The 21,878-nt window shown below is 67.0% G+C and carries 23 protein-coding genes; 3 read left to right on the top strand and 20 right to left on the bottom strand.

Annotation, left to right across the window (positions count from 1 at the left end):
- The first annotated feature begins 42 nt into the window (after positions 1-42).
- On the top strand, positions 43-696 hold the full coding sequence (locus tag DOM45_RS01115) for a tellurite resistance TerB family protein (protein ID WP_110597675.1): 654 nt from the start codon (positions 43-45) through the stop codon (positions 694-696).
- Here DOM45_RS01115 and DOM45_RS01110 read toward each other — a convergent pair.
- Positions 693-1,928, bottom strand: coding sequence for an MFS transporter (locus DOM45_RS01110; RefSeq protein WP_110597674.1), 1,236 nt, complete (start codon positions 1,926-1,928; stop codon positions 693-695). The genes DOM45_RS01115 and DOM45_RS01110 overlap by 4 nt on opposite strands.
- Positions 1,929-2,031: 103 nt before the next feature.
- Between DOM45_RS01110 and DOM45_RS01105 the strand changes: the two genes are divergently transcribed.
- Positions 2,032-2,601, top strand: coding sequence for a TetR/AcrR family transcriptional regulator (locus DOM45_RS01105; RefSeq protein WP_110597673.1), 570 nt, complete (start codon positions 2,032-2,034; stop codon positions 2,599-2,601).
- 3 nt (positions 2,602-2,604) lie between these two features.
- On the opposite strand, the gene DOM45_RS01100 is transcribed toward DOM45_RS01105, so the two are convergent.
- The 14 genes from DOM45_RS01100 to DOM45_RS01035 form a co-directional block, all read right to left on the bottom strand.
- Positions 2,605-3,654: an EscU/YscU/HrcU family type III secretion system export apparatus switch protein gene (locus DOM45_RS01100; RefSeq protein WP_110597672.1), complete on the bottom strand. Its 1,050-nt coding sequence runs from the start codon at positions 3,652-3,654 to the stop codon at positions 2,605-2,607.
- Between the two features lie 27 nt (positions 3,655-3,681).
- Positions 3,682-7,233, bottom strand: coding sequence for a hypothetical protein (locus DOM45_RS01095; protein ID WP_110597671.1), 3,552 nt, complete (start codon positions 7,231-7,233; stop codon positions 3,682-3,684).
- Positions 7,234-7,408: 175 nt separating this feature from the next.
- Complete coding sequence (gene sctT, locus DOM45_RS01090) at positions 7,409-8,227, bottom strand: type III secretion system export apparatus subunit SctT (protein ID WP_110597670.1); 819 nt, start codon at positions 8,225-8,227, stop codon at positions 7,409-7,411.
- Positions 8,228-8,279: 52 nt separating this feature from the next.
- On the bottom strand, positions 8,280-8,549 hold the full coding sequence (gene sctS, locus DOM45_RS01085) for a type III secretion system export apparatus subunit SctS (RefSeq protein WP_110597669.1): 270 nt from the start codon (positions 8,547-8,549) through the stop codon (positions 8,280-8,282).
- Position 8,550: 1 nt separating this feature from the next.
- Positions 8,551-9,210, bottom strand: a complete 660-nt coding sequence (gene sctR, locus DOM45_RS01080) for a type III secretion system export apparatus subunit SctR (protein ID WP_110597668.1) — start codon at positions 9,208-9,210, stop codon at positions 8,551-8,553.
- Entirely contained in the window at positions 9,203-10,480 is a 1,278-nt protein-coding gene (sctQ, locus tag DOM45_RS01075; RefSeq protein WP_157958319.1) for a type III secretion system cytoplasmic ring protein SctQ, read from the bottom strand. Before sctQ ends, sctR begins: the two co-directional genes overlap by 8 nt.
- Positions 10,477-10,959 carry a type III secretion system stalk subunit SctO gene (sctO, locus tag DOM45_RS01070; RefSeq protein ID WP_110597666.1) on the bottom strand — a complete coding sequence of 161 codons (483 nt, stop codon included), beginning with the start codon at positions 10,957-10,959 and terminating at the stop codon, positions 10,477-10,479. The genes sctQ and sctO overlap by 4 nt, the downstream gene beginning before the upstream one ends.
- The gene (locus DOM45_RS01065; RefSeq protein ID WP_110597665.1) at positions 10,956-12,332 is read right to left on the bottom strand and encodes a FliI/YscN family ATPase; all 1,377 of its coding nucleotides are present in this window, start codon (positions 12,330-12,332) and stop codon (positions 10,956-10,958) included. The genes sctO and DOM45_RS01065 overlap by 4 nt, the downstream gene beginning before the upstream one ends.
- Positions 12,329-12,928, bottom strand: a complete 600-nt coding sequence (gene sctL / locus DOM45_RS01060; RefSeq protein ID WP_110597664.1) for a type III secretion system stator protein SctL — start codon at positions 12,926-12,928, stop codon at positions 12,329-12,331. Before sctL ends, DOM45_RS01065 begins: the two co-directional genes overlap by 4 nt.
- Entirely contained in the window at positions 12,925-13,596 is a 672-nt protein-coding gene (locus DOM45_RS01055; RefSeq protein WP_110597663.1) for a hypothetical protein, read from the bottom strand. Before DOM45_RS01055 ends, sctL begins: the two co-directional genes overlap by 4 nt.
- A complete protein-coding gene (sctJ, locus tag DOM45_RS01050) occupies positions 13,593-14,417 on the bottom strand; it encodes a type III secretion system inner membrane ring lipoprotein SctJ (RefSeq protein ID WP_240612247.1) in 825 nt (274 codons plus the stop codon). The genes DOM45_RS01055 and sctJ overlap by 4 nt, the downstream gene beginning before the upstream one ends.
- Before the next feature lie 3 nt (positions 14,418-14,420).
- Positions 14,421-14,876 (bottom strand): hypothetical protein, encoded by a 456-nt coding sequence (locus tag DOM45_RS01045; protein WP_205909361.1) that lies wholly within the window; start codon positions 14,874-14,876, stop codon positions 14,421-14,423.
- 125 nt (positions 14,877-15,001) lie between these two features.
- On the bottom strand, positions 15,002-15,199 hold the full coding sequence (locus DOM45_RS01040) for a hypothetical protein (protein WP_110597662.1): 198 nt from the start codon (positions 15,197-15,199) through the stop codon (positions 15,002-15,004).
- A 164-nt stretch (positions 15,200-15,363) separates the two neighbouring features.
- A complete protein-coding gene (locus DOM45_RS01035) occupies positions 15,364-15,918 on the bottom strand; it encodes a type III secretion protein (RefSeq protein WP_110597661.1) in 555 nt (184 codons plus the stop codon).
- 236 nt (positions 15,919-16,154) lie between these two features.
- Here DOM45_RS01035 and DOM45_RS01030 point away from each other — a divergent pair, with 236 nt between their 5' ends.
- Positions 16,155-17,000, top strand: coding sequence for a tetratricopeptide repeat protein (locus DOM45_RS01030; protein ID WP_157958318.1), 846 nt, complete (start codon positions 16,155-16,157; stop codon positions 16,998-17,000).
- A 25-nt stretch (positions 17,001-17,025) separates the two neighbouring features.
- On the opposite strand, the gene DOM45_RS01025 is transcribed toward DOM45_RS01030, so the two are convergent.
- From DOM45_RS01025 to DOM45_RS01005, 5 genes are all read right to left on the bottom strand, one after another.
- Positions 17,026-17,478, bottom strand: coding sequence for a hypothetical protein (locus DOM45_RS01025; protein ID WP_157958317.1), 453 nt, complete (start codon positions 17,476-17,478; stop codon positions 17,026-17,028).
- A 17-nt stretch (positions 17,479-17,495) separates the two neighbouring features.
- Entirely contained in the window at positions 17,496-18,806 is a 1,311-nt protein-coding gene (locus DOM45_RS01020) for a type II and III secretion system protein family protein (protein ID WP_110597823.1), read from the bottom strand.
- Positions 18,807-18,929: 123 nt separating this feature from the next.
- Positions 18,930-21,095 carry a type III secretion system export apparatus subunit SctV gene (gene sctV, locus DOM45_RS01015; protein WP_110597658.1) on the bottom strand — a complete coding sequence of 722 codons (2,166 nt, stop codon included), beginning with the start codon at positions 21,093-21,095 and terminating at the stop codon, positions 18,930-18,932.
- Position 21,096: 1 nt separating this feature from the next.
- Positions 21,097-21,453 carry a type III secretion apparatus assembly chaperone SctY gene (gene sctY / locus DOM45_RS01010; protein WP_110597657.1) on the bottom strand — a complete coding sequence of 119 codons (357 nt, stop codon included), beginning with the start codon at positions 21,451-21,453 and terminating at the stop codon, positions 21,097-21,099.
- Positions 21,450-21,878 (bottom strand): hypothetical protein, encoded by a 429-nt coding sequence (locus tag DOM45_RS01005; RefSeq protein WP_110597656.1) that lies wholly within the window; start codon positions 21,876-21,878, stop codon positions 21,450-21,452. Before DOM45_RS01005 ends, sctY begins: the two co-directional genes overlap by 4 nt.

The raw sequence follows: 21,878 nt of genomic DNA, 5'->3' as shown, positions 1-21,878 counted from the left end.
TGGCGACGTCACTTCTTCTCGACAGGCAGCGGAGTACAGCAGATGAACGCACAACGGATCCTTTCCCAGCTCATGAAGCAGGCGGGTAGCGGTCAGCGCCAGAAGTCCGGCAGCAGCGGTTTCGACATCAAGTCACTGCTCGGCGGTGGTGCGTTGGGCATGCTCGTCGGCAGCAAGCGCGGGCGTAGCATGGGCGGCAAGGCGATCAAGTACGGCGCCCTGGCTGGCCTGGGCGCCCTGGCCTGGAAAGCCTGGCAGGCGCATCAGGAGCAGAAATCGGCGCCCGCCGAGGCGACGAACGCAACGGACCAGCCGCTGGAGCAGCTCTCCGGCGAGCGGCAGGAGACCCGCAGCCTGTTGATCCTGCAGGCGATGATCGCCGCTGCGCGTGCCGACGGCCATATCGATGCCCAGGAGCGGGCCGCGCTGGCCGAGCAGATCGACGCCTTGGGCGCGGATGACGAACTTCACGCCTGGGTGGAGCAGCAGATGTCCGCGCCACTGGACGCCGATGCCATCGCCCGCGCTGCCGATTCACCCCAGGCGGCGCGCGAGGTCTACTTGGCCAGCGTGGCGATCGTCGACGAACAGAACCCGATGGAGCGGGCCTGGCTCGATCAACTGGCGGCAGCGCTCAAGCTCGACGGCGATCTCTGCCGTACGCTGGAACGCCAGACCGACGAAAGCCCGGCCTAGGCCGGGTTCGTGCATTGCGCCCGGGGCTCGGACTCGGGCGGACGCTGGGTCAAGGTTCCGAAGAACGCGGCCAGTGACAGCAGCGCCACCAGACTGCCGTAGGCGTAGGTGGTGGGTATCAGGCCCAGGTGCTGTGTCATGATCCCGCCACCCAGTGCCAGCGTGCTGGCGGATAGGTAGCAAATCACGTAGAACGCTGCCATCAACGCCGATCGCTCGGTGGGCGGTGCCAGGGGCATGACGACGCGCATGGCGCCCATGAACGCGGCGCCGAAGCCGATGCCGGCGATCGCCGTTCCGACCAGTAGTATCCCTACCGCCCGTTGATGGACTCCCAGCAGCAAGCCGAACATGCCGACGATCAGGCAGGCGGTGCCGAGCAGCACTGCCAGGCGTGGCGGTCGGGCGCGCAGGACCAGCACGCTGATGCCGCCGATGAACGGGAGCAGGAAGGTGATCAGGCAGCCCACCAGCGGGTTGTGGACACCGCTGATCGTCTCCACCAGGGTGGGCCCCAGCGAGAGCGAGAAGCCCCCCAGCGCCCAGGAGGAGACGACGGCCGGGATGACCCGAAACAGTGGCCCGCGCACGGATGGCGGAATCGTCGCACGGGGACGGAGCGCCGCCAGGGCACCGGGACGCGGCGTCACGCTCTCCGGAATACGCCTGAGACAGACACCCATGACGACGAGCAGGACGATCAGTACCAGATAGACCATTCGCATCGGCGCCGGCGCGTAGGTCACCAGCAGACCGGCGAACAGCGCGCCGATGCCCATCCCGGAGAGCGGTGCGATGCTCGCCAGCACCGGCCCGCGTGTATGGTCGCTGTCGAGCATCGCCGCGGCCAGGGCGCTGGTCACGATACCGGTGGCCACGCCTTGCAGAACCCTGGCCGCCAGTACCCAGGCGAGCCCGTCGGCGACCACGAACAGCAGCAGCGACATAATCTCGCCGACGATGGCGATCGCCACTACCGGTCGCCGACCGATGTAATCGGATAGCGAACCGGTGACCAGCAGCGCCAGCAGCAGCGCGAAGACGTAACTCGCGAATACCAGCGTCAGCCAGGTCGTAGAGAAGTGCCAGCTGGTCTGATAGATCCGGTAGAGTGGCGTCGGCGCGCTCGAGGCCGCGAGAAACGTCACCATCAATACCGCGTAGTAGACCAGCGAACCGAGCCGGGGGGCCGGATAGCCATTGGCCGACGGGGAGGAAGATGGAGGTGACATGAGGGTGTCCATTAATGCTAAAATTTTGCGTTAGAGAGAGTTTGAACTTAGCAGACTCATAAAGCAAATATTTTGCGTTTGTATTCTTCATCAGTGAACCGCCATGCCGATCAAAGAAGCCGTCAGACCGGGCGGGCGCAGTGCCCGGGTACAGGAAGCCGTCCATCAGGCCGTTCGCGAGCTGCAGGCGGTCAAATCGCGCGATGAATTGACGGTGCCCCAGGTCGCCGAACTGGCCGGCGTCACGCCGTCGACGATCTACCGGCGCTGGGGGAATCTGGCGGAACTGGTCGCCGATGTCTCGGTCGAGCGCATGCGCCCCGATGAAGACCCCGTAGATACCGGTACCCTGGCTGGCGATCTACAGGCCTGGGGCGAGCAGTATCTCGAGGAGATGGCCTCGGTGCCCGGGCAGCGCGCCCTCAACGATGTGATGGCCAGCGCGGATAACGGCCGTCGCGAGCGCTGCTGCCGCTACAGCGAATCGCTCATGACGACACTGCGGGAGCGTGCGCTCGCGCGCGGCGAGGAGGCGGTGCCTTCTCTGGAGCGCCTCGTCGACGGCGTGGTGGCGCCGATGACCTACCGCCTGCTGTACGATCGCGAATCGGCGACCGCCGCCAATCTCCGGCGCTGGATCGTCCGCGCGCTGGCCGTGGAAGATGTCGACTGACGTTCAGATCAGCTTGGCAGCCACCAGCAGGTCAGCCACCGACTGGAAGGTCCCGTCGGGTATCGGGTCGCCGTTGCTGGCCCGTCTGGCGATGCTGGCAGCGAGCGTGGCGTCCGCTGCCCGGGGGAGGTGGCGGGAGTTGGCACTCACCAGCAGCGCCGCGGCCTGGTCCGGCGACGCCTTGCAGGTGACCAGCGGCACTGGTGTTTCGCCGCGCACGTAGCGAATACCGACCAGCCAGCCATCTTCGGTGCCGATCATCATCGAGGCGTGCTGCACGCCGACCTTGGCGTTCAGCTGATGCATCTCACGCCGCCGCTTGCGGCGCTCCTGGTTCATCGTCGGGTCGCCTTCCTGATCCTTGCGTTCCCGCTTCTGCTCGGTCTTGGTCATGCGCTGGTCGCGGCGGAACAGCCAGCGCTGCAGCATCACGTCGAAGCCGCCCACCAGCAGGAACGCGATCAGCGCCGTGATCACCAGCGGCTGCAGCAGATCGAGAAAAGTCCCCTGGATGCAGCCGAACCCGCAGCTCGACGACTCCATCAGCGACTGCAGGCCCAGGCCATAGACCACGATCAGGGCGACCCCCAGCGCCACCATCTTGAACAGCGACTTGAGGAATTCGATCAGGCCGCGCATCGAGAAGATGCGTTTGAACCCCTGCACCGGATCGACTTTCTCCGCCTTGGGCAGCACCGGTTCGGTGGCGAAGACGAAACCCTGCGACACCACGATGTTGGTCAGCACGATGATCACGAAGGTGAGTGCCACCAGCGGTACCACCGAGAGCAGCAGCACTTCGCCCGCCTGCGCGACCAGCCGCGGCCACAGCGAGTCGAAGGGCTCGGTGTAGAGCCGCGCGATGGTGTCGAGCAGGCCCTGAACCCGGGCGATGATATGGCTGGCGCTGACCGCGATGTAGAGTGTACAGGCCAGCAGCACCATGGCCGTGACCAGGTCCGCGCTCTTGGAGACCTGGCCCTTCTTGCGGGCGTCGCGCAGCTTCTTCGTCGACGGCGGTAGCGTCTTTTCCTCGGATGGCTGCTGGCTCATGGCGCGAGGCGTTCACCCGCCGAGGCGTCAGGCACCGACGGTCGAGCCCTCGTCCATCTTGGTCTCGAGATTGCTGCCATCGCCGGCGTAGTCCTCATGTTCGAAATCGTCCCAGGTCGAGTCGGGAAGATGGCCCTCCCGCACGTAGAACTCGTACTCGTCACTACGGTAGTCGAGGATGCTCTCGTCGTCCGGGGCGTCGCGCTGGCCGTAGTTCCGGACATACGCTTCGAGGAACTCGTAGCGCGTCAAGCCATCCTCGGTCAGTAGACCATCCTCGTCGAGAGAGGTGAAGAGCTCCTTGAGGTCGGCTTCGTGTCCTTCCAGCGCGTTGGTGCGCTTGATGTCCTGGACGATGGAGAACGGCAGCGTCGCCAGCGTCAGGCCGGCGGAGATCCAGAACAGCGGCCCGGTGGCGGCGCGGGCGACGGCAATGCCCTTGAGGGCGGCCAGCGACGAGGCGCCGCCGGCAAGGCCGAAGGCGCCCGCCGCGACGGTCACCGCGCCCTGGCCGATGGTGGCGCCATCGCCGCTATCCGCGCCGCGCTTGATCATCAGTCCGCCGAGGGCGATGTCCAGCGCTCCGGCCGTCCCGTTGGCGGCACCGTCAAGCACGCGAAGAAATGAGCTGATACTCCGTGTCGTGGTCGTTGCACCTGGCAGCTCGGGGTTGGAAGTGAAGCCCTTGTCGACGCCTTTGACTACCGCTTCTGCCTCCTCGGGCGTGAGATCCAGTATCTTGCCGAGTTTGCCCTGATCGTCGACGGACGCCGTATCGACGACGCTCTGGAAATTCTCGCTCAAGCGCAGGAAGCGGTCCGGATCCTGACTGCCCGGGGTGGGCTTGTCGGTGCTCCAGATGCCGTCCAGCGTCTTGTCCAGCCCCAGCATCTCGTTGAGTTTCGAGCCGGAGACGGTATCGATGATATTGCTGCCGAGATTGACGAAATGCTGGCTCGCGCCGAGGAAACTCACCAGCTCCTTGGTAATGGCGACTCCCGCTTCCGCCTTGTCGGAGACACGGCCGCCAGCGAGCTGATAAATACCGGAAGTGAGTGAAATCAGGCCGCCAACGGAACCCAGCGCGCCATTGCCGTTGAGGTGAGAAACCAGCGACATCATGCCGCCGTTGGTCTTCTCGTTGAGCGCAGTGTAGACATCCTTGCTCAGTGTCTTCTTGATATCCGCCTCGGTGAGGCTGCCGTTTTTCTCGAACTTGTCGCCGAGTTCCTGCAGTGCCTTGCCGAAGGTCTTCGCCGATTGCTCATTGTTCAGGAACTCGTGCACGAACTTGTCGATGCTCTCGGCCGTGCGTCGCGGTATGTCGATGCCGGCCCGCTTGAGCGCGGTGAGGACCGTCTTGACCACGTCCTGGGTGCCAGCGGCCAGGTTGGCATCGTTGATGTTGTTGGGGTCGGCGAGCAGATCGTCGAGATCGGTGATCATCGAGTCGAGCTGTAGATTCTGGGCGAATTCTGCCGCCTTGTCGCTCTCTTCGGTGGCCGGGAACAGTGTCGAGAGCGCATTGTAGGTGCGCGAGATATCCTGCTCGGCGAGTTCCCCCTGACCGCTCTCGCGCAGGTCGTTGATGTAGTCGATGTACTCCTCGCTGAAGGCGGTCTCCTCCAGTCGCGATGCGATGTCGTCCTTGTCGGCGACCTTGTCGACGGCGCCTTCCTGGGCTTCCAGGTAATCCTTCTGCACGGCCTCGGAAGCGAACAGTTCGCCGAGGCTGGCATCGAGTTTCTCGCCATCGATGACCGACGACAGATCATCGCCGGTGACGTGATCGAGGCTCAGCCCCTCCGAGATATCGAGGCCGACCAGGTCCAGGCCGTTGTCGAGCGCTCCCTGGGCGCGCAGGGCACGGTAGAACTGGGCGCGCTCGTCGTTCTTGTCGATGCTGCCGTCCTCGATCCCCGTCTTCCACGCTTCGATCAGGTTCTGCCAGGTCAGCTCGCTGACGGTCAGCTTGCGTGAACTGTCGTCCGGGTCGCTCTCGCTGGTCTCCATCGACTGGATGTCGACATCGCTGAACGCCGGCAGGTCGTGATCGCGCCGCGCCGTGTCCAGCTCCGCGTTGTCGGACAGGCGCTGGGTGTTGGTCTCGCCGCCGTGCCGCGACCAGTAACCGTCGAAGACATTCTGGACCGCCTTGCCATCGTCTCCGGCCGCGTGCCGGATCCGCTCGCGCAGGTCGTCGTTGACCTGGGCGGTGGCCTCCTCGCGGGAGGCGCCGTCGCTCAGCTTGCTGTCGATCAGGTTCTGGTAGAGCTGTGACAGCGTCTCCGAGCTTTCGATATGCAGAATCTGGCGCGAGTCGGTCAGGGTGCTGCCTGCCAGGCCGGATGAGAGCGCGTTGAGGTTGTCCTCGTAACTGGGGTTGTCGGTCACGGTGTGGTCGGCGAGGAAGTCGTCGTAGGCTGCGTAGCCGGCATCGATGGCGTCGTCCTTGCCGCCATGACGCTCCCAGTAGCCGTTGAGCACATCGAGGCCATCGGCGCTGTCCTTGTCGGCATCGGTCAAGGCGTTGCCGGTGCGCGCGAAGAGGTCTTCCTTGGCGTCGTCGATGGCCGCCTGGAGATCCGGGGCATCGCCGCGCTCACGCTGCTGGTCGAGTTGATACGCCACCAGCTGGCGGAACTGGCTGGCGGCCTCTCCGGTCAGCGGTCTTACCGTGCGGTCATCGATATCGATGCCTTCGGCCATGTCGGAGGAGAGCGAATTCAGCGTGTCGTCGTAGGCGATGTCGCCCTCGTCGCGATTGGCCAGATAGCTCTCCTGGGCCAGCTTCTCGGTGTCGGCTTCGCCACCGTGACGCTTGAAATAGCCGTCGAAGACATTGGCGACGTCACCACCGCCGACGCTGTCGATGCGCTCGCGCAGATCGTCGTTGACGTGATCCATCGCTTCCTGAGTATCGTCGCCCTGATCGATCCGGTTCTGGATCAGATTCTTGTAGAGTTGGGAGAGCGTGTCCGATGCGTCGAGATGCAGGATCTTGCGCTGGTCGGTCAGCGTGCCGCCGGCCATCCCCAGGGCCAGCGCATTGAGGTTGTCTTCGTAATCGGGGTTGTCGGTCAGCGTGGTATCGGCCAGAAAGTCGCCGTAGGCGTCATAACCCGCGTCGATCGCGGCCTCTTCGCCGCCGTGGCGCTTCCAGTAGCCTTCGAAGACATCCAGGCCCTTGCCAGCGTTGCGGTCGGCGTTGTCGAGGGCATGCCCGATGCGGTCGAACAGCGCTTTCCTGGCGTTGTCGATCGCCTGGGACAGATCGGGGCGCTTGCCGTCGGCGCGCTGGGCGTTGAGCTCGGCGGTGACCAGCTTCTCGAACTTGTCCGCGGCGCCCCCCGTCAGACTGGAAACCCGGCGCTTGTCGATGTCGATGCCGTCCGCCATGTCCACCGCCAGCGAATTCAGCGTCTCCTCGTAAGCCTGGCTGCCGGGTTCGAGATCTTCTTTCTCCGCGCCCCCCTCCTTGGCCATTTTCTGCGCCAGCTTGAGCAAGGAGTTGAAGACCTGAGTGGGGGCGGACGAGACCGGATCTTTGTCGAGGGTGACATCATCGTTGACGCGCATCGGCTTGTTCTCTCTACAAGGAGGTTGGCTCGAGGACGCCGACGTTCGATCCATGAACAGGACGGGACGGCATCGCGGGAAGACATCTCCAGTATTCCGGCGCCGGATGACGCCCCGATGGCAGCGGTGAAACGCTGGGTAACGGACTGTATGGCTTTGGTGGGGTGGACGGCGGCTATCGCATCGCGCCGAGAATAGCTTCGAGACGCGCCATGTTGAGCGCGACGATATCGAGCTTGTCGACCATCAGCGGGATCAGGAAGACCACGTAGATCAGCATCAGGAACGCGAACAGCAGGTTCTTGATCGGTAGCGACAGATCGAAGGCGTGAAGGTTAGGCGCCATCCTGGCAACGTAGGCCAGCATCAGGTCGGCGATCAGCAGCGCGATCACCAGTGGGGCGATCATCAGTACGCCGATCTGCATCACCTGGTCGAGCAGGCCGAGCAGCGCCATCGCCGAGGTCTGCGACAGCAGCGGCACGAAGTCCACCGCCGGCCACAGCGCATAGCTGCGATAGAAGCCGTCGAGCAGCAGCATGAAGCCGCCGGTGATGAAGAACAGTGCCAGCAGCGTGATCGTCAGCAGCGTCGAGGTCACCCCGGTTTCGGTCGCGCCCATCGGATCGACGATCTGCGCCATGGTCGAGCCGCGCTGCAGGTCGATCAGCTCGCCGGCCACCTCGGCTGCCCAGAACGGCACGCCGAAGACCAGGCCGATGGCGACGCCGATCAGCAACTCCTTGATCACCATACCGGCGACGCTGAAGGTCGACAGGGTCTCCGCGTTCACCATCGCGTCGAACAGCTGCACGATCAGAGGCAGCGAGATCGTCACCGCCACGGCGGAGCGGATCATGCCGGTCAGCCCCAGGCGATTGAAGGCCGGCGTCACCAGCACCATGCCCAGCGCCCGGGCCACGCCGACGGCGGCCGCCGCGATCAGCGGATAGGCGAAGTCGGTGAGGAACCGGGCAAAATCGTCGTAGTTCATCGGTCTCTTGGATTTCTCAAGAAGAAAGCGCAGCCGGTCAGGTCACGTTTCCTCAGCGCGACCAGGCGGCGAAATTGTCCAGCACCTGATCGGTGAGATTGACGATCTGCCCGGCCAGCAGCGGCCCCGAGAGAATCAGCACCAGCAGCACCGCGACCAGCTTGACCGCCTGCGGCAGCGTCTGGTCCTGGATCTGGGTCAGCGCCTGCAGCAGACCGACGCCGAAGCCGACGGCGATCGCCACCAGCAGCGCCGGCGCCGACACCAGCAGCACCGTCCACAGGGCGTTCTTCATCAGCGAGAGAAAGATGTCGTCGGTCATCCTAGCCGCCTCCGTAACTCAGGATCAGTCCGTGCATCAGCCGCGACCAGCCGTCCACCGCCACGAACAGGAAAATCTTCAGCGGAATCGAGATCAGGGTGGGTGAAACCATCATCATGCCCATCGCCATCAGCACGTTGGAGACGATCAGGTCGATGATCAGAAACGGGATATAGAGCAGAAAGCCGATCTCGAAGGCGCGGGTCAGTTCCGAGCTGACGAAGGCGGGAATCAGCACGATCAGGTCATCGCTCTTGAGGTCCTCGCGGGCTTCGTCGGACCATAGCGTGCGGGTGGCATCGATGAAGAACGCCCGCTCGTGTTCACTGGCGTAGCGCGACAGATACGCCTGTAGCGGCCCGCGCAGGGCCTCGCCGGTCTGCTTGATCTCCTCGACGCTGGCCAGACCCGCCGAGCGCTGCTCGAACTCATGGGCCATCTCGCCGATCAACGGCGTGGTGATATAGACCGTCAGGATCAGCGCGATGCCGTAGAGGACCAGGTTGGGGGGCGTCTGCTGCACACCGAGGGCGTTTCGGATCAGGAACAGCACCACCGAGATCTTGAGAAAGCCGGTCATCGTCACCACCGCCAGCGGCACCAGGCCGATGGTGGCGACCACGATGATGATCGCGATCAGGTTGGGCTGAAACTCAGTCATCTCCGGCGCGCCCGTCGTCGAGCGCGAGCCTCTCGACCTGCACCCCGATCGCGTCACCGATGGCGACCAGGCGCCCACGTCCCATCCGCCGGCCGTTGACGACCAGGTCGACCGCCCGCTCGGGATGCCGCTCCAGCGGGAGCACGCTACCCTCGCCGAGTTGGCGCAGTTCGCCGAGCGAGAGCTCCAGCCGACCCAGTTCGCAGGTCAACTGCACCGGGAGGTCATCCAGGTTCCGGTCGACCGAATCCAGAGGAGCGGTGGGCGAACTATCCACGTCCGGTACTTCCGGCGTCGGTGCCGAACTCTCCTGGGCCGTTCCGGATCGCTCGGGGGATGTTGATTTATCCACAGGGGGTTCGCTCATGGCACTCTCTTCACAAGGACGGTTCTGGGCTTCACAAGGACGGTTCGGGGCTTCACAGGGGGAGCTCGGGGCTCGATCGAGGGAGCTCGCGGCGAGCGGCCCGTCGGCACGCAGTCCGGTGTCGCCGAGGCGAGCCCGGCAGCCGAAACGGTCGGCGAGATTCAGCCGGACGCCGTCGGCGGTTGCGCCGTCGAGCATGACCACGTCGCCGGCGCGCAGGCTGCGCCATTGGCCCAGCGTCAGGGTCTGGGTGCCGTTCTCGATTCGCAGGGTGGCAGTGACGCCATTGGCCGGGGCACGTTGCGCCGGAAAGGCGCTGTCGAGCGTCGGCAGCAGTCGCTCGGCGGTGGCCACCGGCAGGTCGAGGGCGAGCGGGTGCGATTCGCCATCGAGCTCGAAAGCGATGCAGATACGTGCGGGGCTCTCCATGGTTGCCGACATCGTAGGCCGCAGCTGGATGTCGATGCCCAGCCGGTGCTCCAGCGGCTCCAGCCACTCCAGCCAGACCACCTCCAGCCACATGGCGGCCAGTTCGCGATCGACCTCGCGCAGGTCTCGCCGGCGGTCGGGATGCTGACCGAGCCGGTCCAGCGCCGCTGCGCTGCCGGACAGCGTCAGCGGCTCCCCGCCGAGATCGAGGGTGATCGACCAGGCCGACTCGATGGCGGTGTCCTCGGGCAGCAAGCGCAGCGTGGCCTTGCGGTCGTGCCAGTCGAATTCGAGCGGCCGGCGGGCGACGTGCAGCGCGTTGTGCAGCGCCAGGCGGTCGGCTGCCACCGCGGGCAGCGATGCCAGCGACAACGGTGTCGCCCGGCCCGGCGCGGCGCCCTCGGGTGCAACGTCGGCCGTGATCGTTGAGGCCGGGTCCGAAGCTCGGCGTGGCGTCGTGGACAGTTGGGTCACCTCAGCGCTCCCTGCGGCGGTCGCATCTCTTCCATCTCCAGCTCCGCCAGCCGCTCGGCGTCGACCGCCAGCGCGCGGGAGCGATCGGCCTGCAGGCGGTCCAGGGCCTGCTCGGCGCGCCGACATCTCGCCCATTCGGCGGCCCGCTCGTCGCGCTCGGCATCGGCGGTCCGGCGCTCCCGCGCCAGCGTTCGCCGCTGCTGGAGCAGCGATTCCTGTCGTCCGGCATCGTCGGCCAGCGTCTGTTGCCACGCCGCCATGGTCTCGGCGCCCATCGGCTGCTGTGCGCTGTCGTCGAAGAGCGCCTGCTCGCGATGTCTGGAAGCGCGCTGGTGCTGGTCGAGAGTGATCTCAAGTGCCTGATGCCGGGCATCCAGTTCGCGACAGCGGCGCTGGCTCGCCATCAGCGCCTCCTCGGCTCGGCGGGTACGATGACGCCGCAGCTGGATCAGGCGCTCGAGTGGGTGCAACGAGGTCATCGGGCGATCTCCTTCAGCCGTTTCAGCGTCTCCGCGAAATCGCTGCGATCGTCCCGGGACTGGCGCAGGAAGGTCTCGATCTCGGCGTGCTTGCGTATCGCTTCGTCGGTGGCGGCGTCGCTGCCCTCGCGATACTCGCCCACCTGGAGCAGCAGCTCGACGTCCCGATAGCGCGCCATCAGGTCGCGGACCTTGGCCGCGTCGCGGCGATGCTCGTCGTCGGCGACGTTCTCCATCAGCCGGCTGCGACTGGCCAGCACATCGATCGCCGGAAAATGGTCTCGCCGGGCGAGCTCGGCGCTCAATACGATGTGTCCGTCGAGGATGGCGCGGGTCTCCTCCGCTACCGGGTCCAGGGTGCCGTCTCCCTCGGTCAGCACCGTGTAGATGGCGGTGATGGTGCCGCTGGCGGCATCGCCCGGGCCGGCGCGTTCGAGCAGCCGGGGCAGGGCGGCGAACAGCGATGGCGGGTAGCCGCGTCGGGTCGGCGGTTCGCCCGCGGCCAGGCCGATCTCGCGCTGGGCACGGGCAAATCGGGTGAGGCTGTCGACCAGCAGCAGCACGTCCCGGCCCTGGTCGCGGAAATACTCCGCCACGCCGGTGGCGACCAGCGCCGCGCGGGCGCGCTCGATGGCGGGGCGGTCCGAGGTGGAGACGACACAGACGGTGCGGCGACGCGCTTCGGCGTCCAGTTGCACGTCGAGCAGTTCGCGCACTTCGCGGCCGCGCTCGCCGACCAGGCCGAGCACCACCACCTCGGCGCTGCTGCCCTTGACGATGGCCGAGAGCAGTGAGGATTTGCCCACGCCGGGTTCGCCGAACAGGCCGACACGCTGGCCTCTCGCCACGGTGTTGAGCGCATCGATGGCACGCACGCCGAGCGCCAGCGGCTGTTCGATCAGCTGGCGGCGCAGCGGCGCGGGCGGCTCGGCGTGCACGGGATATTCGCGCAGCGGAGGCGCCGGATTCGAGGCGTCGCCGGGCGGCGTCGCCGCAGCGTCCAGCCACTCTCCCAGCGGACTGATGACCCGGCCCAACAGCGCTTCACCGACCGCCACGCCCTGAGCGCGCCCGGTGGCGATCACTTCGCTGCGCGTGGAGAGTCCGTGAAGTTCGCCGATGGGCGAGAGGATCGCATCCTCTTCCTCGAAACCGATCACCTCGGCGGCGACGCGACGTCCGCTGACCGGGTCGCGCAGATAGCAGAGTTCGCCGATGCTGACGCCCTCGATGCTGGCGTGAATCAGCAGGCCGCGGATGCGGCGCACCCGGCCGTTGACCCGGCGCGTCTCCGTCCGGGCCAGGCGTTGGCCGAGCCTCGGCAGCAGCGCGTCGAGTGCGACTGTGGCCCGGTCCGGGTCAGGTCGACTCATGCCGGCTCCTGGCCGTCCACCGGGGCGTCGAGCAGCGCCTGGCGGAGAACGTCGAGTTGCGAATCCACACCGATGTCCATCACCGCGACCGGGGTCACCAGCAGGCACTGTTCCGGCCCCAGTTGGGGATCGGCTTCGACCTCATAGTCTTGCGTGACGGCTGGATCCGCCGAGAGCAGCGTCGCCACTCGCGCCTCCAGCGATGGGGCCACGCGGATGCGGATCCGGTGCTCCTGGCGCCACTCGCGCAGCGCCTGGCGAACGCAGCGGGCGACCAGCTCGGCCTCGTCGAACTCGCCGAGCAGACGCCGGACCAGGTCCAGTGCAAGCTCTGCCAGCGCCGGTTCGAGGCGCTCCAGATAGCGAGCCACATCATCCCGGGTGGTCGCCAGCAGCCGGGCGGCCTGGATCTCGCCTGCGCGGCGCCCGGCCTCGAAGCCCTCGGCGTGAGCCTCGTCACGGGCGTCACGAAGCACCCGATCCTGATCGGCCGCTTGTCGGCGCGCCCGCTCCAGAAAGGCGTAGCCATCGATCCAGGCCTCGGCTTCCTCGGCGCGCAGAATCACCTTGCCGGGGCGGGGAGGCAGTGAGTTCATGGCCGCTCACCCCCTCGATCCGGCGCTGCTGGCCCAGCGGGCTGAGGCTGATTCTGGGCGGCAGCCGCCGTTTCGGCGGCAAGTCGCTCGGCGGCGGCCAGGCGTGCGATCTCCATGGCGCCGTCGTTCGCCTCGGCGTCGTCGCGCGCCAGCCTGCCATACCAGCCCAATTGCAACCAGGCGCGCAGCGCGGCGGGCTGGGCGTCGGCCCAGGCCAGCAGACAGCGTCTGCCATCCCGCTCGACCTCCGCCTCGAAGGCGTCGAGATCGCGCACCTCGCTCTCCTCGGTCTGGCCATGCTCCCGCTTGGCCAGTGCCAAGGCGTAGAGCTCGGCACCGAAGCGCTGTTTGACGGCCGCGACCCGGGGCGCCCGGATCTCGCGGACCAGGGCTCCGGCATGGAAGATGATGCCCGCCGCGCGGGCGCAGTGTGTCAGCGACTCACCGTCGAGCAGGCAAAGCGTCTGGTCGATGGGATCTCTCGGCGGCAGTTCGGCCTGGGCGGGGAGGTGGTGGCGGCGCCGGAGCCGTTCGACCAGTCGATGCTGGAACCGCGGCTGGCGGCACCAGCGGTGCAGCGTCTCGTCGCTGGCGATGCCGTCCAGGGTGCCGGCCCAGTGGGCCGGATCGATTCGCACCGGCAGCTCGGGGGATGGCGCTGCCGTCATGACGGGGTCGCCAGGTCGTAGGGGCGTTGGCGGCGCTGGCGCCAGACCAGCCAGCCGACCGCGATGCCGAGGGCGAGAATCGCCACGCTCAGCAGGCCGAACAGCCAGCCGGCACGCGCCACGCTGGTGGCCGGCATCGCGATGCCGAGAAACGAGCTCATGGCCGGCTGAGGGGCCGAGCGTGTCTCCTCGGGCAGGGACGAGACCACCGGCACCACCGAGACCTTGTCGTAGGAGAGGCCGGCGATACCGTTGGCCACCAGGGTCTTGATCTGCGGGATCAGCGGGGCGATCTCCAGCGAAGGAATGTAGCGCACGAAGACCGAGGCCGAGGAGGGCGTGCTGTTCTGCTGCAGCAGGTCGTTGTCAGGCAGCACCACGTGGACCCGCGCCGACAGCACACCGTCGATCTGGGATACCGTGTGGGAGAGTTCCTGGCTCAGCGCGTAGATCATCTGGGCGCGCTCCTGGACCGGTGACGACACCAGGCCGTTACCCTGGAAGACCTCGCCGAGATTGGCGAACTTGCGTTCCGGCAGACCGGCGTGATCGAGCACGTCGACCGCTTCGGCAAAGCGGCTCTCGTCGACGGTGACGCGCATCCGGCCCTCATCCTCGGCATGGCGACTGGCGGGGATGCCGTTGCGTGCCAGGGTCGCCACGATGACATTGGCCTCGCGCTCGTCGAGCTGGGTATAGAGGTCGGTGTCGCAGGCCTGCAGCAGCAGGGCCATCAACAGCAGCGCAAGCCAGTGCAGCGGGCGTCGGTAGCGGTTCCGGATTGGCCGCGAAGGGCTGAAGCGTCGATCGAGAGGCGCCAAGTGTCATTGACCTTTCAGTAGGGTATTGGCCGAGCCCGATACCTGAGTGGCACCTCGCACCACCATGGTGGTCTCGATGGAGTGGTCGAAGACCTGGCTCAGCGAGTCGACGACTTTCGCCATCTTGTCGTCGCCGATGGCGGTGGGCCTGTCGCCGGCATCCGGCGCCGGCGAGACTTCCTGGGTGGTCACCTTGGCGAAGCGATCGGGAGCCTGGGCATCGGGAACCTTGGCCTGCTGCGCGAAGCTGTTGACCCGGTCGACGAAGCCGTCGAGATTGTTGATCAGGTTCGAGCCCAGCTCGCTGGGGCTCGCGCCAGGGGGCGCGGCGCCGGCCTGGCCGGCCATGTGCTCGAACAGGTTCTGCGATGCCAGCGTCTTGGCGCTCGTCTCCGATGGGGTCGGCGCGGGTGTCGTCATCGGCACCCCCGCCCCCGGTGGTGTCACGGGAGTCATCATTCACCTCGTGTTCGGGCCCATGGCGGGCCGGTGTCGATTCCAACGACGGCGACCGGCCATCGCGACGTGTCGCCAACCGGTCGTCGTCCCTCGTCACCTCGCGGGATTCGGGCTTGGAGGCCTGGCTACTCTTCGCCGCCCGACATGGCTTCGCTGAGCATCTCCTTCATCATCGGCATCAGGATCAACTGCCCACCGACCTGGACCATGCCCTCGGACATCGCTTCCTGGAACTTGGCGTTGTCGACGGCGTCGTCGAAGGCCTGGGAGTCGGGGGTGGATTCACCAGTCGCGCTGGCATTGCCTACGGCATCGATAGCCATGTGTCGTCTCCTTCGGTTTGGCATTGACCGATCGGCGTCGAGCCGTCGGTGAGTCGTCGTACCGTTCTTCGAGAGAGCGCGTTCGGGAACGGTCATTGATGAGCGGTCGCCTTGGAGTGACGGCCCGCTCGTTCCTGCCTCGTTGTCCTGCCTGCCGCATACGACTACTGCGCTACGGCCGGTTGCGCCACGCTGCCTCGGAAGACCCTGACCTCACCGGGTGCCGAGGGCGCCGGCGTCCGCCTCGAATCCTCCACCCGCTGCGCCACCTCCGTCAGCCAGGCGGGCGGGCCCATCGCCTCGAGCCGGTGGCGGCCGTCCTGGAAATCGGCACTCAATGGCGAGCCGATCCTCGTCGCTTCAATCTCGGCGCTCAAGCGCGACACATCGACCCCGTCGAGATCGAAGCTTCGACGACCCAACTCCTCGCGTGCGGCGACGTGGAGCACATAGCCATCGAAGAACCACGCCAGTCCGTTCGCCCGGCAGACCTGTTCCAGAAAGGCCTGGGCGGTCTCGGCGTGGATATCGCCGCGGACCTCACCTTTCACCGCGCTGCTGACCTCGACCGGCAGCGACAGGTTGCGCCCGAACTCCTGCAGCACGTCGCGGACTTTCTGATCGATCACCACGTAGCGGTAGCTTCGGCCTGCCCAGGGGGCGTCGGCTGCGAAGGCACCGTTGCCCGCCAACCCGAGCATCAGGGCGATGACGGCCAAGGATCGCCACCTGGCTCCCCGGCGGCGAAGGCCCATGAGGGCCACCGCCGCGGACGCTCCGATAACCCTAGCAAGATCGCGATGACGGTTTGGTGGCCGGTTGTATGTCTTTTTGTGGCTTTCGCTTGCCCTGTGTAAACGACTGTCACCATTCATTGACATGCCACGCTGCCCCAAGCTGCCGGTTCTCCGGTACGCTGTTCCTCCACTCCCCGAGCCTCTGGACTGATTCACGGATGAAGTCATCTTCTGCGGTTTCTCGAATGGTCTCGACCCGCGCGGCGACGGTCCGCCGCAAGGGTGTGACATGGGCGGCGGTCGTCGCCGTCGGATTCGCCCTCTCCGCGTGCGCGGCGACGCCGTCCGATACCCGGGAGGGCCGGCTGCTCAAGCTGGCCGACGATGTCGACCAGCGCGGCGACCACGCCACGGCGGCGGCCATGTACGAACGTGCGCTGGAGCAGGGGGAACCGTCCGCCGAGCTGCTGATTCGCCTGGGCAATGCGCGCCTGGCCGCCGGAGAGCCCGAGGCCGCGGCCCAAGCCTTTCGGCAGGCACTGGCCGACGATCTCGACCTGGCCCCGGCGCTGCTGGGCCTGGGCACGGCACAGCTGCGGTTGGGCGAGCCCCAGGGGGCGCTGCGCAGCCTGTCGCGGGCCGCCCCCGAGCTCGACAGCGTGGCTGCCTGGAGCCGTCTGGGCGCCGCGCAGGCGCTGGCGGGGCATCCCGGTCGGTCGGTCGAGGCCTTTGCCAGGGCCGCGCGGCTCGAACCGCGGGATCTCGACGTCCAGGCCAATCTGGCGCTGGCCGAGTCCCTGGCCGGCGATGACGCCAAGGCCATCGCCGGCATGCGACGGGTCGTCGACTCTCCCCTCGCCGAAGCGCGCCATTACCGCAACCTCATTCTGGTGCTGGTACTGGGCGGGCAGCGCGAAGAAGCCCGTCGTGTCGAGATCCCCGACCTGCCGGCGTCGCGGCGCGAGTCGTTGATCGCCAGCGCCGAGCGCATTGCCGCGCTGCCCAGCGCCGCTGCACGAGCCCAGGCCCTCGGCATGGCCCAGGCTTCTGCCGCGCGCGAGTGAACTCGCGCCGGCGCCCACCGGCCCGTCACAGGCCATCGGTCGTCGCAGTGTCGCCCATGGCACTGCGCGCCTCGCCTTCCAGCATCGCACGCCGCTCGTTGGCGCGGCCGCGATCGTCGAGCCGCTCGCGGGCGGCGTTGGCGATGGGGCCCGCCATTGGCGGCCCCATCTCCCGCCCGCGGATCAGGTCCTGGGGATTGGCCACCATCAGCTGGAGATTCAGATCGTTGGCGCAACCCGGGGGGAGCGTCACCAGACCCTCGGCGTCCGGTTCCGTCTGGCACAGGTTGGGCAGGGTCGCCATCCGCCCGCCCGGTGCGGCTTCGTCGATCCCCGGAGCGGCCAGAGCCACCTGGCGGTAGCCGCTGGTCCAGCTCATCGGCCCCATCGACGACTGGCAGCCGGCCAGTAGCGTCAGCATCAGCAGCGGGGCGAAGTGGCGGATCGCGCGCGTCGTGGCGAGCGGGTTGGGTGACATCACGGCGGTCTCCTCGCTCATCGCAGATAGAACCCGAAAGGATCGTCGACGCCCGCCGACCTGGCGTGTTGTGCCGGATCGTCGCCAAGCCGGGTGCCGCGGCTGACCTGGGCCTGGTCCAGTGGCGTTCTCGGCGTCGGGGACGAGGAGGGGCGGACCAGGTAGGGGGTGATCAGGATCACCAGCTCGGTCTCGTTGCGCTGGAAACGGCGCGACCGGAACAGTTGGCCCAGGATCGGAATGTCGCCGAGTACCGGGATGCGCTCGATCTCGTTGGAGGCCTGGCGCTGGAACAGCCCGGCAATGGCAAAGGTCTGGCCGCTACCCACTTCGACCACGGTGTCGGCGCGTCGCACCTGCAGCGACGGCACGTCGTAACCGGCGATCTGAACGTTGTCGCTGGAGAGGCTGCTGACCTCGGGGCGCACCTCCATCGAGATGCGGCCGTTGGGCAGCAGGGTCGGGGTGCTCAGCAGGGAGACCCCGAACTGCTTGTAGTCGATCCCCACCAGGTCGCTGTTGACCGGTACGGGAATCGGAATCTCGCCGCCGGCGAGGAAGCTGGCGGTCTGACCCGAGACCGTGGTGATGTTGGGTTCGGCGAGTATCTGCAACAGGTTGTTCTGCTGCAGCGCCTGGAGCAGGCCGTCGACGCCCTCGCTGCCCGGGGAGCTGGCGATATTGCTGGTCAGCACGCCGAACGAGAACGAGCCGTTGTTGATCAGCGCATTCCAGCTGACGCCGTAGCTGAGCAGTTCGTCGCGGGCGACCTCGGCAAAGCGCACCCGAATATTGATCTGGTTGGCGCCGTCGTAGCTCGAGCGATTGAGACCGCCATCGGCGGGCGCCTCGGCATCGAGGGCCGACTGCGTGGCCATGGCGCTGGCCACCGTCGCGTTGCGGCCCTCGGCCACCAACTGGTTGCCGGCCATGTGCAGACTGACCTGACTGTCGCCGTCGATGCCGCGAAGCGCCTGGCTCGCCCTGGCGTCACCGTCGCGGACCTGCAGCCGCAGCGAGGCCTGGCTCTCGTCGTCGGCGCCGAGGGCGATCAGGTTGGTATCGCCGGCCTGCTTGCCGAACAGGTAGATCACCCCGGGGGAGACCACCTGCACATCGGCGATGGCGGGGTTGGCCACGAATACCGAGGCGACCTGTCGGTCGAAGCGCAGAATGCGTCCCTGGCCAGTCTCCAGCGCCAGTGTCTCGCCGGCGCTGTCGACGGCGACATCGGCATGCGCGAACGGCACGGTCATCAGCAGTGCCATCACCAGCTGGAGTGCCAAGTAGAAGGGGGCGAGCAGAGAGGTGTGGCTAGCGCCCCTCATGAAGTGGCCTGCCACTATGCCACGAGCGTTGTCCATTGCTGTTGTCATCGGATCCCTTGTCGCAAAGTCCCGCTGGCCGCGGGGTCTCTACTCATACCTTGGAAATCGTTTATTGTCATCATGTTACGACTTGGTCTGCGCCTCGGTCTCGCGTCGCGGTGCGGGCTTCGGCAGGCGCACCTGGGCGATCGCCTGCAGGCTGAATTCCGGTGCGACCTCCGGCCAGGCCAGGACGGCCATGTCGATCTCCTGCTGTTTGAGCCACTGCTGCAGTGACGCGCGCACGTCCCCGGCGATCACGATCACCGGTCGCAGGTCGGTATCCAGCGCGTCCAGCTGTTGCTGGAACCAGCCATTGAGGGCCCGGGAGAGGGGGGCTGGCAGCCCGATGCGCAGGGACTGGGCCTCGGCGTGGCGCTGGGCGGCCCGTAGCGCTTCCTCCAGCGGTCGGGTGGCGACCCAGGCCGGCAGGACCCGATCGCTGCGGGCATGGCGATGACAGATCTGACGTGCCATGGCGACGCGAATGCGGTCGGCTAGCCGCGCGCTGCTGGACTCCTGCGGCCCCCAGGTCACCATCGCTTCGAGAATGGTACGCATGGCGCGGACCGGTACTCCCTCGCTGACCAGACGGCGCAGGATTTCCGCCATCTTCTGCAGCGAGACGACGCGAACCGCCTCGGTGACCAGCTCGGCATAATCCGTTTCCATCCGCGACAGCAGCGAGCGAGCTTCCTGAATGCCGACGAAATCACCGGCGTAGCGCGTCAGCGTGCGTTCCAGGCAGCGTTCCAGCACCTGGTCCGGTGTGCGATAGCGCATTCCCGCCTCGTCGAGCGTGCTGCTCGCCGAGTCCGGCAGCCACTGCCAATGGCCGCGGCCGACCAGTGCGGGCTCTGTCTGTGCGGAGAGCTCGAGTAGCGCCAGCGTGCCGGCGTCGTCGTCCAGCAGCACGCTGGCGGCCGGCAGTTCGCCGTTGAGCACGGGGACTTCGTCCAGCTCGATGGCGAAGCGCTGCGCGCCGAGCGCCGGTTCGAGACGCAGCCCGACGCTGGGAACGGCGATCCCCAGGTCGCGCTCGACGCGCTCCCGGACCGCCTGGACGCCCTCTCGCAGCAGGTCCAGCGACAGGGAGTCCGCCAGGGTCGCGCTCAGGCACAGCATGACGCGATGCTGGCCCGGATCGTCGGCGGCCAGGCGGCCGGGGGTAGCGGCCTCGGCGGGGGCGTCGTCCTGGCGCGGCGAAGACTCGCCAGCGCTCGGCGTGGTCTCGGCATCGGCCGTTTCCGCTTCGGCCTGTTCACGCAGGTGGCGTCGGCGTAGCAGGAAGGCGGCGCTCCCCAGCAGCGCCGAGATCGCCAGGAACACGCCGGTGGCGAAGCCCGGGATGAAGGCCGCGCAGAACAGCACGGCGGCGGTCAGGCCCAGCGCCTTGGCGTTGCTGCCGAGCTGGCCGACGATCTCGCTGCCCAGGTCGCTGGCGTTGTCGGAACTGACCCGGGTGACCACGGTGCCGGCGCCGATGGAGATCAGTAGCGCCGGGATCTGGGCGATCAGGCCGTCGCCGACGGTGAGCAGGGAGTAGGTCTCGACGGCTTCGCCGAACGGCATGCCGTGCTCGAGCATCCCGATCAGCAGGCCGCCGATCAGGTTGACGAACAGGATCACCAGCCCGGCAATGGCGTCGCCCTTGACGAATTTCATGGCGCCATCCATGGCCCCGTAGAGCTGGCTCTCGCTCTCCAGCAGCGAACGTCGGCGGCGAGCCTCGACGTGGTCGATATCGCCGTTGCGCATCTCGTTGTCGATGCTCATCTGCTTGCCGGGCATGGCGTCGAGCGTGAAACGCGCCGCGACTTCGGCGACCCGCTCCGAGCCCTTGGTGATCACCAGGAACTGGGCCACGGTGATGATCAGGAACACCACCATGCCGATGACCACCTCCCCGGCGATGACGAAGTTGCCGAAGGCGTCGACGATCTGGCCGGCATCGGCGTCGAGCAGGATCAGGCGGGTGGTGGTGATCGACAGCGCCAGCCGGAACAGCGTCGCCAGCAGAATGATCGGCGGCAGCGAGGAGAACTCCACCGGGTGCGAGATATAGAACGCCACGATCAGGATCAGCAGGCTGAAACCGATGTTGACCCCGATCAGCGCGTCGACCAGGGCGGTGGGCAACGGGATGATCATCATCACCACGGCCAGCACCATGAAGACCGCGATGATCACGTCGCTGCGCTGGGAGGCGCGGCGGGCGAGGATATTGAGTCGACCGAGAAGCTGGTTCATGTCATGCCCGCTCCCGTGATGCATCGGCTTGCTGTCGGTGTTCCAGGTAGCGTCGAAAGTGGCGTCGCGCGGCGTCCCGGTCGCCGTTCAGCCATTCGGCACGGCTGCGCAGCAGGAGCAGCGTGGCATCGCCCTGGCCCGCGGCCTCCAGGCGCTCGATGACATTGAGGGCACGCCCGCCGTTGCCGTGGGTCAGAAATCCGCGACACAGCGCGCGCAGGATGCCGGTATGCTCCGGCGCCATGCGGGTGGCGATCAGCAGCAGCACCAGCCCCCGCTGGGTCTGGCCGCTCTTGAGGTAGAGGTGGCCCATCAAGTGCAGCAGGTCGGCCGCATCGCGATCGTTGGTCTCTGTCATGACGGCTCCTCGTCGTGGGCATCGTCACCACCGGGAGCAGCGTCTGCCTGCGGTGCCATGGTGTCGCTCATGCGCGCCTCCCAGGCCTGGCGCCACTCGAGCTCCTCGCCGATGACTTTCTTCGCCATCCCGACGATGTCGTCGTCCGCATCCAACGTCGGCAGCACGCCTTCGATCACGTGCTGGAGCAGTTCGATGCTACGGGCGTTGGCGTAGCTGCGGGCGTCGCTGGCCTCGGGTCGCTCGAACGCGTCCAGGCGTGCGGCCAGCGCCGGTTGGCCGGCGCCGCGAGCCCGGGCGTGACCGATCGCGCGGATGAAATCGTCGTCCCGCCCGGCGGGTGTCTCGACGGGACGGACAGGCGCCGGACCCGTGCCCGAGGAGCGATAGCGGTCTGGTTCGACCTGGCGACCGGTGATCTTCAT

It is taken from the genome of Salinicola lusitanus (assembly GCF_003206045.1).
Classification (GTDB): Bacteria; Pseudomonadota; Gammaproteobacteria; order Pseudomonadales; family Halomonadaceae; genus Salinicola; species Salinicola lusitanus.
This window is presented reverse-complemented; position numbering and strand designations above follow the sequence as displayed.

Coding starts and splice junctions, on each gene's coding strand:
- DOM45_RS01115 (WP_110597675.1), top strand. CDS start 43: ATGAACGCACAACGGATCCTTTCCCAGCTCATGAAGCAGGCGGGTAGC.
- sctL (WP_110597664.1), bottom strand. CDS start 12,928: ATGAACTCACTGCCTCCCCGCCCCGGCAAGGTGATTCTGCGCGCCGAG.
- DOM45_RS01105 (WP_110597673.1), top strand. CDS start 2,032: ATGCCGATCAAAGAAGCCGTCAGACCGGGCGGGCGCAGTGCCCGGGTA.
- sctY (WP_110597657.1), bottom strand. CDS start 21,453: ATGACAGAGACCAACGATCGCGATGCGGCCGACCTGCTGCACTTGATG.
- DOM45_RS01100 (WP_110597672.1), bottom strand. CDS start 3,654: ATGAGCCAGCAGCCATCCGAGGAAAAGACGCTACCGCCGTCGACGAAG.
- DOM45_RS01005 (WP_110597656.1), bottom strand. CDS start 21,878: ATGAAGATCACCGGTCGCCAGGTCGAACCAGACCGCTATCGCTCCTCG.
- sctT (WP_110597670.1), bottom strand. CDS start 8,227: ATGAACTACGACGATTTTGCCCGGTTCCTCACCGACTTCGCCTATCCG.
- DOM45_RS01030 (WP_157958318.1), top strand. CDS start 16,155: ATGAAGTCATCTTCTGCGGTTTCTCGAATGGTCTCGACCCGCGCGGCG.
- sctV (WP_110597658.1), bottom strand. CDS start 21,095: ATGAACCAGCTTCTCGGTCGACTCAATATCCTCGCCCGCCGCGCCTCC.
- DOM45_RS01045 (WP_205909361.1), bottom strand. CDS start 14,876: ATGATGACTCCCGTGACACCACCGGGGGCGGGGGTGCCGATGACGACA.
- sctS (WP_110597669.1), bottom strand. CDS start 8,549: ATGACCGACGACATCTTTCTCTCGCTGATGAAGAACGCCCTGTGGACG.
- DOM45_RS01110 (WP_110597674.1), bottom strand. CDS start 1,928: ATGTCACCTCCATCTTCCTCCCCGTCGGCCAATGGCTATCCGGCCCCC.
- sctO (WP_110597666.1), bottom strand. CDS start 10,959: ATGACCTCGTTGCACCCACTCGAGCGCCTGATCCAGCTGCGGCGTCAT.
- DOM45_RS01040 (WP_110597662.1), bottom strand. CDS start 15,199: ATGGCTATCGATGCCGTAGGCAATGCCAGCGCGACTGGTGAATCCACC.
- DOM45_RS01055 (WP_110597663.1), bottom strand. CDS start 13,596: ATGACGGCAGCGCCATCCCCCGAGCTGCCGGTGCGAATCGATCCGGCC.
- DOM45_RS01020 (WP_110597823.1), bottom strand. CDS start 18,806: ATGAGGGGCGCTAGCCACACCTCTCTGCTCGCCCCCTTCTACTTGGCA.
- DOM45_RS01065 (WP_110597665.1), bottom strand. CDS start 12,332: ATGAGTCGACCTGACCCGGACCGGGCCACAGTCGCACTCGACGCGCTG.
- sctR (WP_110597668.1), bottom strand. CDS start 9,210: ATGACTGAGTTTCAGCCCAACCTGATCGCGATCATCATCGTGGTCGCC.
- DOM45_RS01095 (WP_110597671.1), bottom strand. CDS start 7,233: ATGCGCGTCAACGATGATGTCACCCTCGACAAAGATCCGGTCTCGTCC.
- DOM45_RS01025 (WP_157958317.1), bottom strand. CDS start 17,478: ATGTCACCCAACCCGCTCGCCACGACGCGCGCGATCCGCCACTTCGCC.